Origin of the sequence: Rhodanobacter sp. B2A1Ga4, from assembly GCF_018101315.1 — a bacterium.
Taxonomy (GTDB): domain Bacteria; phylum Pseudomonadota; class Gammaproteobacteria; order Xanthomonadales; family Rhodanobacteraceae; genus Rhodanobacter; species Rhodanobacter thiooxydans_A.
The window spans coordinates 545684-563497 of record NZ_JADBJR010000001.1 but is presented as its reverse complement, the minus strand read 5'-3'; the positions used below and the strand labels follow the sequence as shown (position 1 = coordinate 563497).

17 protein-coding genes and 1 tRNA gene are annotated in these 17814 nt (G+C 65.9%); 10 read left to right on the top strand and 8 right to left on the bottom strand.

The features are described 5' to 3' along the window. Positions 1–3: 3 nt before the first annotated feature. Both clpA and clpS read right to left on the bottom strand, forming a co-directional pair. On the bottom strand, positions 4–2274 hold the full coding sequence (gene clpA / locus IMW82_RS02520; protein ID WP_211003773.1) for an ATP-dependent Clp protease ATP-binding subunit ClpA: 2271 nt from the start codon (positions 2272–2274) through the stop codon (positions 4–6). A 66-nt stretch (positions 2275–2340) separates the two neighbouring features. Further along, positions 2341–2667, bottom strand: a complete 327-nt coding sequence (gene clpS / locus IMW82_RS02515) for an ATP-dependent Clp protease adapter ClpS (protein ID WP_027483968.1) — start codon at positions 2665–2667, stop codon at positions 2341–2343. 117 nt (positions 2668–2784) lie between these two features. On the opposite strand from clpS, the gene IMW82_RS02510 reads away from it, so the two are divergent. From IMW82_RS02510 to hflD, 3 genes are read left to right on the top strand one after another with little or no spacing between them, the layout of a single operon-like run. Then, a complete protein-coding gene (locus IMW82_RS02510) occupies positions 2785–3270 on the top strand; it encodes an NUDIX hydrolase (RefSeq protein ID WP_108472353.1) in 486 nt (161 codons plus the stop codon). Then, positions 3267–4415, top strand: a complete 1149-nt coding sequence (mnmA, locus tag IMW82_RS02505) for a tRNA 2-thiouridine(34) synthase MnmA (protein ID WP_108472285.1) — start codon at positions 3267–3269, stop codon at positions 4413–4415. Before IMW82_RS02510 ends, mnmA begins: the two co-directional genes overlap by 4 nt. 10 nt (positions 4416–4425) lie before the next feature. Beyond that, on the top strand, positions 4426–5049 hold the full coding sequence (hflD, locus tag IMW82_RS02500) for a high frequency lysogenization protein HflD (protein ID WP_108472286.1): 624 nt from the start codon (positions 4426–4428) through the stop codon (positions 5047–5049). Positions 5050–5181: 132 nt separating this feature from the next. Here hflD and IMW82_RS02495 read toward each other — a convergent pair whose 3' ends face one another. Beyond that, on the bottom strand, positions 5182–6438 hold the full coding sequence (locus IMW82_RS02495) for a porin (RefSeq protein WP_108472287.1): 1257 nt from the start codon (positions 6436–6438) through the stop codon (positions 5182–5184). Positions 6439–6633: 195 nt separating this feature from the next. On the opposite strand from IMW82_RS02495, the gene rnt reads away from it, so the two are divergent. From rnt to phoU, 6 genes are all read left to right on the top strand, one after another. Continuing rightward, positions 6634–7293, top strand: coding sequence for a ribonuclease T (gene rnt / locus IMW82_RS02490; RefSeq protein WP_108472288.1), 660 nt, complete (start codon positions 6634–6636; stop codon positions 7291–7293). Positions 7294–7442: 149 nt separating this feature from the next. Next, positions 7443–8474 (top strand): phosphate ABC transporter substrate-binding protein PstS, encoded by a 1032-nt coding sequence (pstS, locus tag IMW82_RS02485; protein ID WP_199909858.1) that lies wholly within the window; start codon positions 7443–7445, stop codon positions 8472–8474. An 81-nt stretch (positions 8475–8555) separates the two neighbouring features. After that, entirely contained in the window at positions 8556–9575 is a 1020-nt protein-coding gene (gene pstC / locus IMW82_RS02480) for a phosphate ABC transporter permease subunit PstC (RefSeq protein ID WP_108472290.1), read from the top strand. Continuing rightward, positions 9575–10441, top strand: coding sequence for a phosphate ABC transporter permease PstA (gene pstA, locus IMW82_RS02475; protein ID WP_211003772.1), 867 nt, complete (start codon positions 9575–9577; stop codon positions 10439–10441). Before pstC ends, pstA begins: the two co-directional genes overlap by 1 nt. Continuing rightward, positions 10434–11243: a phosphate ABC transporter ATP-binding protein PstB gene (gene pstB, locus IMW82_RS02470; RefSeq protein WP_108472292.1), complete on the top strand. Its 810-nt coding sequence runs from the start codon at positions 10434–10436 to the stop codon at positions 11241–11243. The genes pstA and pstB overlap by 8 nt, the downstream gene beginning before the upstream one ends. A 17-nt stretch (positions 11244–11260) precedes the next feature. Beyond that, positions 11261–11983: a phosphate signaling complex protein PhoU gene (gene phoU / locus IMW82_RS02465; protein ID WP_108472293.1), complete on the top strand. Its 723-nt coding sequence runs from the start codon at positions 11261–11263 to the stop codon at positions 11981–11983. Positions 11984–12086: 103 nt separating this feature from the next. Here phoU and sugE read toward each other — a convergent pair whose 3' ends face one another. From sugE to rnr, 4 genes are all read right to left on the bottom strand, one after another. Continuing rightward, complete coding sequence (sugE, locus tag IMW82_RS02460; RefSeq protein ID WP_211003771.1) at positions 12087–12404, bottom strand: quaternary ammonium compound efflux SMR transporter SugE; 318 nt, start codon at positions 12402–12404, stop codon at positions 12087–12089. Positions 12405–12480: 76 nt separating this feature from the next. Further along, positions 12481–12750 carry a hypothetical protein gene (locus IMW82_RS02455; protein WP_211003770.1) on the bottom strand — a complete coding sequence of 90 codons (270 nt, stop codon included), beginning with the start codon at positions 12748–12750 and terminating at the stop codon, positions 12481–12483. Then, the gene (rlmB, locus tag IMW82_RS02450) at positions 12747–13493 is read right to left on the bottom strand and encodes a 23S rRNA (guanosine(2251)-2'-O)-methyltransferase RlmB (RefSeq protein WP_211003769.1); all 747 of its coding nucleotides are present in this window, start codon (positions 13491–13493) and stop codon (positions 12747–12749) included. Before rlmB ends, IMW82_RS02455 begins: the two co-directional genes overlap by 4 nt. Beyond that, positions 13490–16066: a ribonuclease R gene (gene rnr / locus IMW82_RS02445; RefSeq protein ID WP_211003768.1), complete on the bottom strand. Its 2577-nt coding sequence runs from the start codon at positions 16064–16066 to the stop codon at positions 13490–13492. Before rnr ends, rlmB begins: the two co-directional genes overlap by 4 nt. Before the next feature lie 257 nt (positions 16067–16323). Between rnr and IMW82_RS02440 the strand changes: the two genes are divergently transcribed. Continuing rightward, positions 16324–16410: transfer RNA gene (locus IMW82_RS02440), tRNA-Leu, on the top strand. A gap of 93 nt (positions 16411–16503) precedes the next feature. Here the strand turns inward: IMW82_RS02440 and IMW82_RS02435 are convergent. After that, positions 16504–17802, bottom strand: a complete 1299-nt coding sequence (locus IMW82_RS02435) for an MFS transporter (RefSeq protein WP_211003767.1) — start codon at positions 17800–17802, stop codon at positions 16504–16506. Positions 17803–17814: the final 12 nt, after the last annotated feature.

Below are 17814 nucleotides of genomic sequence, written 5' to 3'. Positions count from 1 at the left end.
GGCTTATTCGACCACGGCTGGCAGCTTCTCAGCCGCCTTGCAGTCGACCTTCAGCTGGCCATCGGCCACGCTCAGGTGAACCACGCCGCCCTCGGCCAGCTTGCCGAACAACAGTTCGTCGGCCAGCGCGCGCTTCACTTTTTCCTGGATCACCCGCGCCATCGGCCGTGCACCCATCTGCGGGTCGAAGCCGTGCTCGGCCAGCCAGCGGCGGGCATCCGCGTCCACGTCCAGGCTCACCCGCTTCTCGGTCAGCTGGCTTTCCAGCTCGATCAGGAACTTGTCGACCACGCGCAGGATGTGCTCGAAGTCGAGCGCGGCGAACTGGATGACCGCGTCCAGCCGGTTGCGGAACTCCGGCGTGAAGATGCGGCGGATCACTTCCATAGCGTCCGACTCGTGCTTCTGCTCGACGAAGCCCATGCTGCGCCGTGCGGCGATCGCCGCGCCCGCGTTGGTAGTCATCACCACCACCACATTCTTGAAGTTCGCCTCGCGGCCGTTGGTGTCGGTCAGTACGCCGCGGTCCATCACCTGCAGCAGGATATTGAACACGTCCGGGTGCGCCTTCTCGATCTCGTCCAGCAGCAGCACCGCATGCGGATGCTTGGTCACCGCCTCGGTCAGCAGGCCGCCCTGGTCGAAACCGACGTAGCCCGGGGGCGCACCGACCAGCCGCGACACGGAATGGCCTTCCATGTATTCGGACATGTCGAAGCGGATCATCTCGATGCCCAGCTGCATCGCCAGCTGCTTGGTCACTTCGGTCTTGCCCACGCCAGTGGGCCCGGCCAGCAGGAAGCAGCCGATCGGCTTGGACGGGTCAGCCAGACCCGAGCGGGCCATCTTGATCGACGCGGCCAGCGCCTCGATCGCCGGGTCCTGCCCGAACACCACCATCTTCAGGTTGCGCTCGAGGTTGCGCAGCACGTCGCGATCGGACGCGGACACCTGCTTGGCCGGGATGCGCGCCATCTTCGCCACGATGTACTCGACCTCGCCCACGTCGACCTTGCCGGTGCGCTGGTCCTCCGGCAGCAGTCGCTGGCGGGCGCCGGCCTCGTCGATCACGTCAATCGCCTTGTCCGGCAGCAGCCGGTCGGGAATGTGCTTGACCGACAGATCCACCGCCGCCTTCAGCGCTTCGTTGGTGTACGCCACGTGGTGGTGTTCCTCGAAGCGCGAGCGCAGGCCCTTGAGGATCTCGATGCTGTCGGCCACGGTCGGCTCGACCACGTCGATCTTCTGGAAGCGGCGCGCCAGCGCGCGGTCCTTCTCGAACACACCGCGGTATTCCTGGAACGTGGTCGAACCGATGCAGCGCAGCTCGCCGGAAGCGAGCATCGGCTTGATCAGGTTCGACGCGTCCATGGTGCCGCCCGACGCCGAACCGGCACCGATGATGGTGTGGATCTCGTCGATGAACAGGATCGCGCCGGGCTGCTTCTTCAGCTGCGCGATCACGCCCTTCAGGCGCTTCTCGAAGTCGCCACGGTACTTGGTGCCGGCCACCAGCGCACCCAGGTCGAGCGACCAGATGGTGGCGTCCTCCAGCACCTCGGGCACCTCGCCGTCGACGATGCGCTTGGCCAGGCCCTCGGCCAGCGCGGTCTTGCCCACGCCGGCCTCGCCCACGTACAGCGGGTTGTTCTTGCGTCGGCGGCACAGCACCTGGATGGTGCGCTCGATCTCGTCAGCGCGACCGATCAGCGGGTCGATCTTGCCTTCCAGCGCCAGCTCGTTGAGGTTGCTGGCGAACTCGTGCAGCGGGTTGCCCTTCGGCTCGCCGCCCTCCTCGCCCTCGCGCTCACCGCCGGACACGCCCGCGGCCGGCTCGTCGCCGATCTTGGCGATGCCGTGCGAGATGTAATTGACCACGTCGAGCCGGGTGATTTCCTGCTGGTGCATGAAATACACCGCGTGCGAATCCTTCTCGCCGAAGATCGCCACCAGCACGTTCGCCCCGGTGACCTCCTTGCGGCCGGAAGATTGCACGTGGTACACGGCGCGCTGCAGCACGCGTTGGAAACCCAGCGTGGGTTGTGTGTCGCGTTCGTCACCGGGCGGCAGCACCGGCACGGTCTCGTTGATGATGCGTTCCAGGTCGGTCGACAGCCGCGGCAGGTCCACCCCGCAGGCACGCAGGGCGCCCAGCGCCGACTGGTTCTCGGTCAGCGCCAGCAGCAGGTGCTCCACCGTCATGAATTCATGGCGCTGTTCGCGGGCCCGCTTGTAGCAATGGCCGATGGTGACTTCCAGATCCTTGCTGAACATTCGGATCGTCTCCGCTTTGCGTGGTGAGCGGCCTTCAACGCCGCAATGAGCACAAAATGGGGTCGCTCAAAGCTTTTCCATAGTGCACAGCAACGGGTGCTGATGGGAACGTGAATATTCGTTGACGTGGGTTACCTTGGTTTCGGCCACTTCGCGGGTAAATACACCGCACACGCCCCGCCCGCGCGTGTGGACGTGCAGCATCACCTGTACCGCCTGCTCCTGGTCCAGGTTGAAGAAAGTGCGCAGTACCTCGACCACGAAGTCCATCGGGGTGAAGTCGTCGTTCAGCAGCAGCACCTGGAACAACGGGGGCCGCGCCACTTCGGGCTTCGCGGTTTCCAGCGCCAGGCCGCGGCCGCTGTCGTGCTCATGTTCGGGTTCGTGGGCCATGGTTGCTTGGGTGTGATCTCTGGTTCGAAGTATACGCCGCAGTGCCGATTCCACCCCTGCGGCGGTGCGACAACGGAGGTGATGGCACAATGGCCGCTTTTCCAGTCCCCGCCCACCATGGCTGATTCCATCACCCCTGCCGAGATCTGGCGCCCGCACGTCACCGTCGCCTGCGTGGTGGCCGACGGCGAGCGCTACCTGATGGTCGAGGAAGAGGTTCACGGCCAGCTTGCCTGGAATCAGCCGGCCGGCCACCTGGAAGACGGTGAGAACCTCGTCGCGGCGGCCTTGCGCGAGACGCTGGAGGAAACCGGCTGGACGGTCGAGCTGCAGCACCTGATCGGCGTGCACCAGTGGCGCAGCACCGAGCACGGCGACGCCGTGATCCGCTTCAGCTTCGCCGCCCGCGCAGTGAGCCATGACCCGCAGCGTCCGCTGGACGCCGACATCTGCCGCGCCACGTGGCTGACCCGGGCCGAGATCGCCGCGCTGGGCGAGCGCCTGCGCAGTCCGATGATCCTGCACAGCATCGACCTGTGGCTGTCTGGCCAGCGGCTGCCGCTGGATGTGCTGAGCCACTTCCCCGAAGGTGGCGCGCCGTGAAGGTGATGCTGGGCATCTCCGGCGGCGTCGACTCCTCGGTGGCGGCGCTGCTGCTGCAACAGGCCGGCTACGAGGTCGAAGGCCTGTTCATGCAGAACTGGGAGGAGGACGACCGCAGCGGCCCCTGCACCACCGACGCCGACCGCAAGGACGCGGTGGCCGTATGCGGCCGGCTCGGCATCCCGTTCCACGCGCGCAACTTCGCGGCCGAGTACTGGGACGGCGTGTTCGAGCATTTCCTCGCCGAATACCGCGCCGGACGTACGCCGAACCCCGACGTGCTGTGCAATCGCGAGATCAAGTTCAAGACCTTCCTGGACGAAGCCCGTGCGCTCGGCGCCGGCAAGATCGCCACCGGCCACTACGCGCGCGTCGACTGCCGGGACGGCCGCTACCGGCTGTTGCGCGCGGCGGACGCGGCCAAGGACCAGACCTACTTCCTGCACGCGCTGGGCCAGCAGCAGCTGGCCGCCACGCTGTTCCCGCTGGGCGGGATCGAGAAGTCGCGCGTACGCGAGATGGCCCGCGCGGCGGCGCTGCCAACCCATGCGAAGAAGGACTCCACCGGCATCTGCTTCATCGGCGAACGCGATTTTCGCGGTTTCCTGTCGCAGTACATCCCGGCGCGCCCCGGCGAGATGCGCACTCCCGACGGCGAACGGGTTGGCGAACACCAGGGCGTGATGTACTACACCCTGGGCCAGCGCAACGGGCTGGGCATCGGCGGCCGCCACGGCGCCAGCGGCGAGGCATGGTACGTGGTCGGCAAGGACGTGGCGGCGAACGTGCTGTATGTCGCCCAGGGCGGTGAGAACCACTGGCTGTACTCGCAGCGGCTGCAATCGGAGACGCCCACCTGGGTCGACGGTGCCGCGCCCGCCGCGCAGTTCCGCTGCACCGCGCGCACCCGTTACCGCCAGGCCGACCAGGCCTGCACGGTCAGCGTGACCGACAGCGGCCTTGAGGTACGCTTCGACGAGCCCCAGCGCGCCGTCACCCCCGGACAGTCGGTGGTCCTCTACGATGGCGAAGTCTGTCTCGGCGGCGCAGTGATCGCCGCCACCGATGCACCTTACGGCGGCCTGCTGCCGGCATTCACTCCATCCTCCACATTCCCCGCAAGAGAATCGGCATCCCGTGTTTGAAACTTTTTCCATGACCGAAGAACGCGTGCTCGCCCTCGCCGGGCTGTTCCAGGCCTGCGCACTCGCCCAGCAGCTGGCCAACGAGGGGCGCTGCGACGAGGCCGCGATGGAAGCCAGCGTGGCCAGCGTGTTCCGCATCGATGCGCCTTCGGTGGTCGGCGTGTACGGCAATGTCTCGAACGTGCGGCTGGGCCTGCGCACGCTGATCGGACAGCTGGATGAAAGCACCCCGGACATGGCGGTAACGCGCATGACGGTGACCGTGATGCGGCTGGAACGCAGCCTGTCGGCGCGCGCGGACCTGCTCGACAAGCTGCAGCAGGGGATCATCGCCGCGCAGCGGCAGGTCGAGCACTTCGGCCAGGATTCCAGCCAGGTCAACAGCCGGCTGGCCGAGGTCTACGCCTCCACCTTGTCGATCCTCAAGCCGCGCGTGATGGTCAGCGGCAATCCACAACAATTGCAGCAGACCGCCGTGGTGGAGAAGGTGCGCACCAACCTGCTCGCCGCAGTGCGCTCGGCGGTGCTGTGGCGACAGATCGGTGGCCGTCAGTGGCAATTGCTGCTGTACCGGCGCCAGTGCAGCATGCTGGCGCGCGGCATGTTGACCGGGGCCACGCTGGACCACCACTGACGGCGGATTATCCGGCTGCAGAAAAGCAAACGGCGGGCAATGCCCGCCGTTTTCCGTCCATGGGTGGAACTCCCTTGCGATAGACCGTCGGTCATTCATCCCGTGCAGGCAGCATGCCGCCTGCACGTTGCATCAGAATGACACTTCGCCGAACACACCGATCTCGTTGGTCTTGGTGTTCTGCACGTGCGGCGGCACCGGGGTGGTGACCGACTTGTCGGCCTTCTCGTGCTTCCACACACCGGCCAGCTTGAAGCCCTTGGTCACCTGGAATTCGACGCCAGCGTTGTAGTAGACATCCTTGTTGGCGCTGTCCAGCGTCTTGCTGAGCTTGGCGTTGTCGTAACGGGCAAACAGGTTCACGCCATCGGCCACGGCCACGCTGCCCCACAGCGAGTAACCATCGGCCTTGTCCGTCGCTGTGGTGAGCACGTTGTTCCAGTTCTTCGCGGTGAAGTACTCGGCGCCGAGGCGGAAGTCCTTGCTGGCATAGGCCACCATGAAATCGCCACGCTGGGCGGTATTCGGTGCGTTGATGTTCTCGGTCTCCTGACCGCGATGGCCGCTGTAGCCGCCCACCGCCACGATCATGTTCTCGAACGGCACGAAGCCGACGCGGCCCTCGACATCCACGCCCTTGCTGCGGCCCGGGTTCTTGTAGCCGTTGCCGTTGACGACCGACACCGCGTAGTTGAGCGACTTGCTGGCACCGATGTCGCCGCCCAGGTGCAGGCCCCAGTCGGCCGAGTTGCCGTACTTCAGGCGGTCGGTCAGGGTGTTCTCGACGTAGCGGAAGCCGTAGTACTTCTCGGCAAACGGGATCCACGGCATGTCGGCCGAACCGACACGGAACACCGCAGCGTCGTCGAACTTGCCCTGCACATAGGCTTTCTTGACGAACAGGTTGGTCTGGCCATCGTTGCTGACATAGTTGAAATCGGTGGTCAGGTTGGCCGACCAGATGTCGTTGAACTTGTGGTCGATACCGAGGTAGAAGCGCTTCACGTCCAGGCCGAAGCCGGACTTGTCGCTCTTGCCCTTGTCGCTGTTCTTGTCGTTGATGTTGGTGAAGTCGAAGAACATCTTGCCGGACAGCGTGGTGTTGTTGATCGCCTTCTCCAGCGCGGCCAGCTTCTTGTCGCTGGTTGCGGTCACGTTGGTGGCCTTCTCCACTGCCTGGCCGGTGCTGACGTTGATGTCGGACTGGGCGTCGGTGCGCTGTTCCAGTTCATCCACCTTGGCCTGCAGCGTGGCGAGCTGTGCCTTCAGGAGCTCGACTTCGCTGTTGCTGACCACAGCCGTCTTCTGCGGCAGCTTCGCCGCGGCAGCCGCGAAGCTGCTGACGCCCAGGCCGGCAGCAATTGCTACCACAATCAGTTTGGAACGCATGTCTTTACTCCGAAAGTTGGTGGAAAACATCTCAATCGCCCCCTCGATTTGATGGCCGGCTAGCGATTCATTAACAAGTCTGCCCATGGATTTTTACGGTTGGATGCCGCTTTCATGACACATTCAAGACATTCGCGCGGCAAGCCCCCCCAAGCGCCACCCGATGCCACGCGCGGCGACTGATATGCTTCGCTGATGGATATTCTCAGCAATAGCGCCGCGCCACGCATGGCCGAGCGATTCCGCGGCTTCCTGCCGGTGGTGGTCGACGTGGAAACCGGCGGTTTCGACGCCGAACATGACGCCCTGCTGGAAATCGCCGCGGTGCCGCTGGTGATGGACGAAGCCGGCTACCTGCAGTTGCAGCCTGCCGTATCCACGCACGTGGAACCGTTCCCCGGGGCGAACCTGGACCCGCGTTCGCTGGAAATCACCGGCATCGACCCGACCAACCCGCTGCGCGGCGCACTGGCCGAGCGTCAGGCGCTGGACCATATCTTTCATGCGGTGCGCGAGGCGGTGCGCGAGGCCGGCTGCCAGCGGGCGATCCTGGTCGGCCACAATGCCGCGTTCGACCTCGGCTTTCTTAACCAGGCAGTGCGCCGTTGCGGCCACAAGCGCAATCCCTTCCATCCATTCAGCTGCTTCGATACGGTCAGCCTCGGTGGCCTCGCCTACGGCCAGACCGTGCTGAGCAAGGCGGTGCTGGCAGCCGGCCACGCGTTCGACAGCCGCGAGGCGCACTCGGCGGTTTATGACGCCGAACGTACCGCCGAGCTGTTCTGCAGCGTGGTCAACCGCTGGCGCCAGCTGGAGCTGCTGGAGCAGGCCCACAGCGGCCTGAGCGCGGCCTGATCCTGCGCCACGGGCGGGCCGGAACCGTCCGCCACGAAACGTCATGTGACAGATTGTCATACGACTGCAACATTCATTTCATTCAATGGCAACACGAAAAGCCTGAAATGGAGAGGTCGCATCCGACTTCCCTCAAAGGAGCTACCGTGTTGACCATCAGCAAATCCCCGCTTCGCTTCGCCGCCGTCGCCGCGCTTGCCGTGGCCTCGACCTTCGGCGTGGCCGCGCAGGCCACCGACATCACCGGCGCCGGCTCCAGCTTCGTCTACCCGGTCATGTCCAAGTGGTCGGCCGCGTACGCCGAAAAGACCGGCAACCACCTCAACTACCAGTCGGTCGGCTCCGGTGCCGGCATCGCGCAGATCAAGGAAGGCACCATCGACTTCGGCGCCTCCGACGCGCCGATGAAGGCCGAGGACCTGCAGAAGTTCGGCCTGGGTCAGTTCCCGATCGTGGTCGGCGGCATCGTGCCGGTGGTCAACATCACCGGCGTGCAGGCCGACCAGATCAAGCTGGACGGCGCCACCCTGGCCGACATCTTCCTGGGTAAGATCAAGAACTGGAACGACCCGAAGATCGCCGCGCTGAACGCCGGCCTGGCCCTGCCGGCCGGCAAGATCACCGTGGTGCATCGCTCGGACGGCTCGGGCACCTCGTTCAACTTCACCAACTACCTGTCCAAGGTCAGCCCGGAGTGGGCCAGCCAGGTCAAGTTCGGCACCGCCGTGGAATGGCCGACCGGCGTGGGTGGCAAGGGCAATGAAGGCGTGTCGCAGTATGTGCGCCAGATCAAGGGCTCGATCGGTTACGTCGAATACGCCTATGCGGTGAAAAACAAGCTCGCCTGGGTCGACCTGAAGAACGCCAGCGGCAACTTCATGAAGCCGAGCGCCGAAGCCTTCGCCGCCGCCGCCGCCACCGCCGACTGGGCCAGCGCCAAGGACTTCAACCTGATCATGACCAATGCACCGGGCAAGCAGGCGTGGCCGATCACCGCCACCACCTGGATGATCATGTACAAGTCGCCGAAGAACGCCGGCAACAGCAAGGTCGCCTTCGACTTCTTCAAGTCCGCCCTGGAACACGGCCAGCAGGCCGCCAGCGAACTGGATTACGTGCCGCTGCCGGCCTCGCTGGTCAGCCAGATCGAGGCGTACTGGGCGTCCGAGTTCAAGCACTGAGTTTGATGCTGTAAAAGGAAATCCTCCGTCGATCCTGTCGGCGGGGGATTTCGAGTTTCCATCCTGCACCACTGGACCACCATGCCAGCGACCGACACGGCCATCCAGGCCACCGACATCCTGGAACAGCGCAGCCGCCGCGATGCCCGCCACGAGCGGCTGTTCCGCTGGCTGTTGAAGGGCTGTGCGCTGATCGTGCTGGCCTCCCTGCTCGGTGCCGCCGGCGCCACGCTGTGGGGCGGCCGCGACGCGTTCGGTGCATTCGGCTGGCACTTCCTGGTCAGCTCGGAGTGGGATCCGGGCAACGACGTCTATGGCGCCATGGTGCCGGTCTACGGCACGGTCGTTACCTCGTTCATCGCCCTGCTGATCGCGGTGCCGATCAGCTTCGGCATCGCGGTCTACCTTTCCGAAGTCGCGCCGGCCTGGTTGCGCACGCCAGTCGCCTCGGCGATCGAACTGCTGGCCGGCATCCCTTCGATCATCTACGGCATGTGGGGCTTGTTCATCTTCGCCCCATTCTTTGCCGACCACATCAAGCCGTGGCTGACCAGCAACCTCGGCAACAAGCCCGACGACGGCAAGCTGTCGTGGGTGGCCGAACACGTGCCGTTCGTCGGCAAGCTGTTCGGCAGCGATTACCCGTTCGGCGCCAGCATCCTGGTCGCCGGCATCGTACTGGCGATAATGGTCATCCCGTTCATTTCCTCGGTGATGCGCGAGGTGTTCCAGACCGTGCCGACCCGGCTGAAGGAGTCGGCCTATGCGCTGGGCTCCAGTACCTGGGAGGTGTCGTGGGACATCGTGCTGCCGTATACCCGCTCGGCGGTGATCGGCGGCATCTTCCTGGGGCTCGGCCGCGCGCTGGGCGAGACCATGGCGGTGACCTTCGTGCTCGGCAACGCGATGCACCTGTCGGCCTCGCTGCTCGACCCGGGCGCCTCGATCGCCTCCACCATCGCCAACCAGTTCAGCGAGGCGGTGGGTCTGCAGAAATCCGCGCTGATGGCACTGGCCTTCCTGCTGTTCGTGGTCACCTTCATCGTGTTGCTGATCGCGCGGCTGATGCTGCGCCGGTTGGCCAGCAAGGAGGGCCGCTGATGAATTCGCCCTACCTGCGCCGCCGCCTCACCAACGCGCTGGCGATGGTGCTGAGCACGCTGGCCACCCTGGTTGGCCTGGCGTTCCTGGCCTGGATCCTGTGGGAAACCCTGCGCCAGGGCATCGGTGCGCTGGACCTGAAGCTGTTCACCAAGGTCACCGCCTACGGCGAGGATGGTGGCCTGCTGAACTCCATGGTCGGCAGCCTGATCATCAACTTCATCGGCATCGGCATCGCCACGCCGATCGGCGTGCTGGCCGGCACCTGGCTGGCCGAATACGCGAACCGCACCCGGCTGGGCGAGTCGATCCGCTTCCTCAACGACATCCTGCTGTCGGCGCCGTCGATCGTGATGGGCCTGTTCGTCTACACCATCATCGTGCTGCCGAGCACCGCCCTCACCCACGGTTCGACCACGTTCTCCGGTTTCGCCGGCGGCGTGGCACTGGCGCTGATCGCGCTGCCGGTGATCGTGCGCACCACCGACGAGATGCTGCGGCTGGTGCCGTCCACCCTGCGCGAGGCGGCGCTGTCGCTGGGCGTGCCGCAGTGGAAGCTGACCCTGCAGATCCTGATCCGCGCGGCGCGCTCGGGCATCATCACCGGCGTGCTGCTGGCGCTGGCGCGCATCAGCGGCGAGACCGCGCCGCTGCTGTTCACCGCGTTCGGCAACAACTACATGGCAGTCAACCCGATGGACAAGATGTCCAGCCTGCCGCAGATCATCTACCAGTACGCCAACGATCCGGGCGACGCGATGCATGCCCTGGCCTGGGCCGGCGCGTTCGTGGTCACCATGTTCGTGCTGCTGCTGAGCCTGGCCTCACGCCTGATCCTTTCCCGCAACAAGGTGTCCCATGACTGATTCCGCCCTCGCCACGAACCCGGCACCGGTGGCGGCAGCGGCGGCTGCCGCGCCCAAGCTCGTCGTGCGCGACCTGCACTTCTACTACAACGGCTTCCAGGCGCTGAAAGGCATCAGCATGGATATCCCGGAGAAGCAGGTCACCGCGATCATCGGCCCGTCCGGCTGCGGCAAGTCGACACTGCTGCGCATCTTCAACCGCATCTACGCGATCTACCCGAAGCTCGAGGCGAAGGGCTCGATCGAACTGGACGGCGACAACATCCTGGACCCCGGCTACTCGCTGAACCGCCTGCGCAGCAAGGTCGGCATGGTGTTCCAGAAGCCGGTACCGTTCCCGATGACGATCTTCGAGAACGTCGCCTACGGCATCCGCCACCACGAGAAGCTGTCGAAGGCGGACATGGAAGGCCGCGTGGAGCAGGCCCTGCGCAGCGCCGCGCTGTGGGACGAAGTGAAGGACAAGCTCAAGCAGAACGCGCTTGGCCTCTCCGGCGGCCAGCAGCAGCGCCTGTGCATCGCCCGCGCGATCGCGCTGAAACCCGAGGTGCTGCTGCTGGACGAACCGACCTCGGCACTCGACCCGATCGCCACCGGCCGCATCGAGCAGTTGGTCGAGGAGTTGAAAAGCCAGTTCACCATCGTCATCGTCACCCACAACATGCAGCAGGCGGCGCGTGTCTCCGACCTCACCGCCTTCATGTACCTGGGCGAGTTGATCGAGTTCGACCAGACCGAAAAGATCTTCACCAAGCCGGGTAAGAAGCAGACCGAGGATTACATCACCGGGCGCTTCGGCTGATCACACAGGACCCCACCATGAACACCGGCACCGACCACATCATCAAGAGTTATGACAGCGAACTGGCCCGGCTCACCGGCGAAATCGTGCGCATGGGCGAGCTGGCGGTGACCCAGCTGGAAGCCGCCATCGACGTGCTCGAACGCCGCGACGAGCGCGCCGCCCAGCGCGTGGTCGGCAACGACGACGCGATCGACCAGCTGGAACAGGAAATCGGCCACGACGTGGTGCGCCTGCTGGCGCTGCGCGCGCCGATGGCCAGCGACCTGCGCAACGTGTATGCCGCGCTGCGCATCGCCTCGGACATCGAACGCATCGGCGACTACGCCGCCAACGTGGCGAAGCGCTCGATCCCGCTGTCGATGGTGGCGCCGGTAGCGCCGGTCGGCGGTCTGCACCAGCTGGCCACGCTCGCCGCCGGCGAAGTGCGCGAAGTACTGGCAGCCTACCGCGACCGCGACGCCGAGCGTGCCTACCAGGTGTGGAAGGACGACGTGGTGCTGGACGAAGCCTATACCGGCTACTTCCGCCAGCTGCTCACCTACATGATGGAAGACCCGCGCAACATCACGCCGTGCACCCACCTGCTGTTCATGGCCAAAAACATCGAGCGCATCGGCGACCACGCGACTAACATCGCCGAAAACGTGTGGTTCCAGGTCACCGGCGAGCCGCTGGACAAGCAACGCAGCAAGCGCGACCTCACCTCGAGCCCGGAAACCACCAAGCTCGGCGAGTAACCCAAGCGTACGCCGCTCCGCAGGGCGGGCACCGCTTACCGGCTTTTGCAGTGGAATGATTTTCGCGAGAGCGGCGGGCGGTGCCCGCCCTGCTGTTCTTCTGCTAGCCGGCGGTGAGCTTGAGGCCGACGATGCCGACCAGGATCAGCGCGACGCACAGCAGCCGCGGCAGCGTGGCCGGATCGCCGAACAGCACGATGCCCAACGCGACCGCGCCGACCGCGCCGATGCCGGTCCAGATCGCATAGGCGGTGCCGATCGGCAGCGTTTTCACCGCCATCGCCAACAGCACGATGCTGACCGCCATCGCCGCCAGCGTGCCCACCGTGGGCCACGGCCGGGTAAAACCCTCGGTGTATTTCAGGCCGATCGCCCAGACCACTTCGAACAGGCCGGCCAGCAACAGATAGATCCACGCCATGGGGTGTTCCTCTGTGTGTGGCAGGGCCGTCCCCGCGATGGAAAAGTGCGCAGGGTCGTCCCTGCGCACGCCGCCGTTACGGCAGCCCGCGCGTCTCGCGGCGGCGCTTGATGCCGCGCACGATGCCGTAGCTGCCGATCAGCAGCCAGGCCACCTGCATGATGAACGCCGACAGGTTGAAGCTGCCGAAAGCCAGCGACAGCATCACCCCGATCGCGCCGAGAATGTTCATCAACTGGTACACCAGCCCGCTGCCCTGCAGCTTGCGCTCCTGCAGCAGGAAAAACGCCAGCAGCACCAGCGCCACGCCGAGGTAACCGGCCCAGTCGTACCAGAAGAAATTCATCGTTTTGCTCCGCGCTGACGCAACGCCTCGAACAGCACCACGCCGGTGGCGACGGAGACGTTGAGGCTCTCCATCGTGCCCGGCATCGGGATCTTCGCCACGAAATCGCACAGCTCGCGGGTGAGCCGGCGAATGCCTTCGCCCTCACCGCCCAGCACCAGCGCCACCGGCCCCTTGAAGTCGACGCCGTAGATGGTGGTATCGGTGTCGCCGGCCAGGCCGGTGATCCACACACCGGCGTCCTTCAGCTCGCGCAGCGTGCGTGCCAGGTTGGTCACCGCGATCAGCGGCACCCGATCGGCGCCGCCGGCCGAGGCGCGGCGCACCACCGGCGTGAGCCCCACCGCGCGGTCCTTCGGCACGATCACCGCGGTGACTTTCGCCGCCGCCGCGCTGCGCAGGCAGGCACCGAGGTTGTGCGGGTCGGTGACGCCGTCGAGCACCAGCACCAGCGCGTCGCCGCCATCGCGCTCCAGCAGGCCGGCCAGGTCGCTTTCGTGCGCCGCCGGGGCCGCTTCGTAACGCGCCACCACGCCCTGGTGGCGCGCTTCGCCGGCGAGCTTGTCCAGCTCGTCGCGCGGGCGGTGCTGCACCGGGATCTTCAGTTTCTTCGCGCGCTCGGCCAGCTCCAGCACGCGGGCATTGCGCTGGCCGTGCTCGACCAGCACTTCGCGCACGCGCTCAGCATCGTTGCTCAACGCACCTTCGACCGGGTTGATCCCGACGATCCAGCTCTCGCTCATGACTTGCCTTTCGGTTTCGGTTTGCGGCCGCCGTGCTTCTTCGGCGCCGACGGAGCGGCGGCGGGAGCCGGCCCGCGTTTGGCGGAACCGCCCTTGCGTGGACGACGGTCGGACGACGGCTCGGCCCTGCGGCCCTGCTGCTGCCCGCCACCAGCATGCTGGCGCGTCGCCGCCGCTGCACGCGGCGGCGGATTATTGCTCACCACCGCCTTGCGCGGTGCCGGCACCGGTGCCGGCGGCACGGCGACCTCGACCTCCTTGCGGCCGAATGCGCGGCCGATCGCCTTGGCGGCGCGGCCGAACATGCCCGGTGCCTTGCTCGTGGCGGCAGCCTTTTTCGGCAACGAATAACGCTCGCCCGCGGCGGCATAGTCATACGCCTTGCCGCTGCCCGTCGGCGCCGGGGCCGGCGTGCGCGGGGAAACCAGACGGAAGTCGATCTTGCGATCCTCCAGGCTTGCACGCAGCACCTGGATGCGCACATGGTCGCCGAGGCGGAACTGCGCGCCGGTGCGCTCGCCCTTCAGCAATTTCCGGGTGGCGTCGAAGTGGTAGTAGTCGTTCATCAGCTGGCTGATGTGCACCAGGCCGGACACCTTCGACTCGTCCAGTTCCACGAACAGGCCGAACGAGGTGACGCCGGTGACCACACCGTCGAATTCGCTGCCGATGTGCTTTTCCATCCATGCACACTTGAAGCGCTCATCCACGTCGCGCTCGGCTTCCTCGGCACGGCGCTCGCGCTGCGAGCAGTGGATCGCCATCGCCGCCATCTCGGCGGGCGTGTAGGCGTAGTCGGTCGGCTTGCGGCCAGTCAACGCAAAGCGGATCGCGCGGTGCACCAGCAGGTCGGGGTAGCGGCGGATCGGCGAGGTGAAGTGTGCGTAAGCCTGCAGGGCGAGGCCGAAATGGCCGCGGTTGTCCGGCTGGTACGCCGCCATGCTCTGCGAGCGCAGCAACACGTTCTGGATCAGTTCGCGCTCGGGGCGGTCCTTGACCATGCGCAGGATCTCGGAGAAATCCCCTGGCGTCACCTCATCCACCGGCGGCATGCGCAGCTTGAACTCGCGCAGGAACTGCTGCAGGTCCTCGTACTTCTCCGCCGGCGGCGGCTCGTGCGCGCGAAACAACGCGGGAATCTTCTTCTTCTCCAGGAACAGCGCCGCCTGTACGTTGGCGGCGATCATGCATTCCTCGATCAGCTTGTGCGCATCGTTGCGCTCGGTGGCGCCCATCGATTCGACCCCGCCGGTCTGGTCGAGGCGGAACTTCACCTCCGGCGTCTCGAAGTCGATCGCGCCGCGGCGCTTGCGCTGCGCCGCCATCGCCTGGTACAGCGCGTGCAGGTTCTCCAGCTGCGGCAGCACGTCAGCCACTTCGTGCCGTGCATCCTTCTCGCGCAGGCCCACCGCCTGCCACACCTTGTCGTAGGTGAGCCGCGCATGCGACAGCATCACCGCGTCGTAGAACTTCGACTTGGTGACGTTACCTTCGGCATCGACCAGCATGTCGCAAACCATGCACAGCCGCTCGACCTTCGGGTTCAGCGAGCAGATGCCGTTGGACAAGGTCTCCGGCAGCATCGGCACCACGAAACCGGGGAAGTAGGTCGAGGTGCTGCGCTCGTAGGCCTCGCGATCCAGCGCGTTGCCGACCTGCACGTAGTGCGAGACGTCGGCGATCGCCACGATCAGGCGCCAGCCGCCGCCACGCTTGGGTTCGGCATACACCGCATCGTCGAAGTCGCGCGCGTCGGCGCCGTCGATGGTCACCAGCGGCAGCTGGCGGATATCGGTGCGGCCCTCGCGCTCGGCGGCGGTCACCACCGACTCCACCTGCGCCGCGTCGCGCAGCACCTCCGGCGGCCACTCGTGCGGCAGGTCGTGGCTGGCGATCGCCATCTCCACCACCAGCGACGGCTGCAGGCGTTCGCCCAGCACCGCGCGGATCTCGCCGATCGGGCCACGCTGCAAGCTCGGCGGGTCGGTGATCTCGGCCACCACGATCTGGCCGGAACGTGCGCCCAGCTCGCGGCCGGGCTTGATCATCACGTCCTGGTTCAGGCGGCGGTCGTCCGGCGTCACCAGGGTCACGCCATCGTTGATCACCACCCGGCCGACCAGTCGCGGCGAACGACGCTGCAGCACTTCGGCGATCGCGCCCTGCCGGCGGCCGCGACGGTCGATGCCGACCACGCTGGCCAGCACGCGGTCGCCGTGCATCACCGCGCGCATCTGCTGCGGCGACAGGTACAGGTCGTCGCCGCCCTCGTCCGGGCGCAGGAAGCCGTAGCCTTCGGCATTGGCCAGCACCACGCCGGCGATCAGGTCGAGCTTCTGCGTCGGCGCGTAGCCACCGCGCCGGCCCAGCAGCAGCTGGCCATCGCGCACCATCGCGGCGAGCCGCTTGCGCAGCGCCTCGAGGTCGGTTTCATCGTGGATATCCAGCGCCTCGGCGATGCGCGCCTCGGTCAGTAATTCGCCACGCTGTTCGAGCAAAGCGAGGATCGCCTCGCGACTGGGGATCGGGCGCGCATAACGCTGCGCCTCGCGATCGGCATGGGGATCGCGCACGGCGCCTGCGGCAGCCTTGTTGCGCTTGTCGGGTGCAGTGGCGGCTCGCGGCGCCCGTTGGGCGGGCTTCTTTGCGGAACGCGAGTCCTGGGGATTGCCGGAATGGGGGGGAGTTTTTCTGGTCACTCAAGGTCCTTGTGATGTTTGCGCCGCGGAGAATGCCACGTCGCAGCGAATGGATGTGAAAAGTGTTGACAAGCCGCCGGCAGATGCCTAAATTACGCGGCTCACGCAGCTCACCGAGCGACGTGACACCTGCCCAGGTGGCGGAATTGGTAGACGCACTAGCTTCAGGTGCTAGCGGGGGCAACTCCGTGGAGGTTCGAGTCCTCTCCTGGGCACCAATTGTAAACGAAGCCCGCAGAAATGCGGGCTTTCGTCTTTTCAGGGGGTCGTTCGAGCGCCTGGTACACGCTTGGTACACAAGTTGGCCATCTTCAGCGCGCGCCACGCACCGGCAGGATGGCCCAGGCTCCAAGCGCAACGAGGGCCGCTGCCATGGCGAACAGAACCGTATAACTCCCGCCGCTCGCCAAAAGGATGCCCGGTGCAATTGCCGGCATCAGCGACTGCGGCATGACGTTGGCGATGTTGAAGATGCCGAGGTTCCTGGCTGCATGTGTTTCCCGTTCTGGCAACACATCGGTCACCAGCGCCAGATCCGCGGCCAGGTATCCCCCCTGCGCGATGCCGGTGATCGCCATGGCTACGAGGAAATAGGTGTACGAAGTGGCAAAGGCGATCATCAACAAGGCCAGCGCATAGATCAGTGCCGTACCGCAGACGAAAGCCTTGCGCCGCCCGCGGGCATCCGACAGCCCGCCGCCCACGACACTGGAGACTGCTACCGCACCGGATTGCACCAGGGTCGACAGAAAGATCCACCGCGGCACAGCAGCCGGGGCGCAGCCCAACTGATGGATCAGATAGAACTCCTGGTAGGTCATCAGCAGCGCGACACCGGCATAGAGCAGGAAACGGCTGCCCCACGCCCAGGCGAAATCCGGAAAGCGCAGCGGGTTGATCCAGAAGCTGCCCAGGAATTCGCGCCACCCGTAACGCGGTCGCGGCATTGCAACCAGACGATGATCGGGCAATACCCAAGCCAGGAGGAATGCGCCGGCCAAGGCAATCACCGCTGGCACCAGAAAGATGGCCAGCGTGGAATACGCAAGGAGCTCCACCAGATAGGTGCCTCCCACCATACCCACCGGCAGGCTGACACCCACGATGCCGGATACCATGCCGCGCTGTGACGCTGGAATCTGATCGGCAAGGATTGCAGTCAGTGCGGCCAATTGCGCGTTGTAGGCAAGCTGCGTGATGCACCAGCCCAGCAGCAGTTGCGGAACCGTCACGGCCATCGCGACGACCGCCAACCCGACCACTCCACCCGCGGCGCCGGCAATCAGCCAGGGCCGTCGCATGCCGAAGCGCGAGGTCGTGCGATCCGAGAGGCTGCCGAAGAACGGGTTGCCGAACAGCGCAATCAGCGCCCCCACGCCCACCACCAGCGACAGGCTGCCCGTAGCGTGCGCCGGGGCAATCTCGCTCACACGCATTGCCAGGCCCACCAGGATGGGCGGCAGCAACGCCATCCACAGGCCCATGTAGGCCATGCCGTAGATCGCGATGAACGGCCAGCCGACGCGGTGCACCGGTAGCGCTGCATCCGCGCATGCACCGACGGGCATGGGTAGCCCGCGCATCGCCACTCCGGCCTCGTCGTCGATCACCGCCCCTCCGCT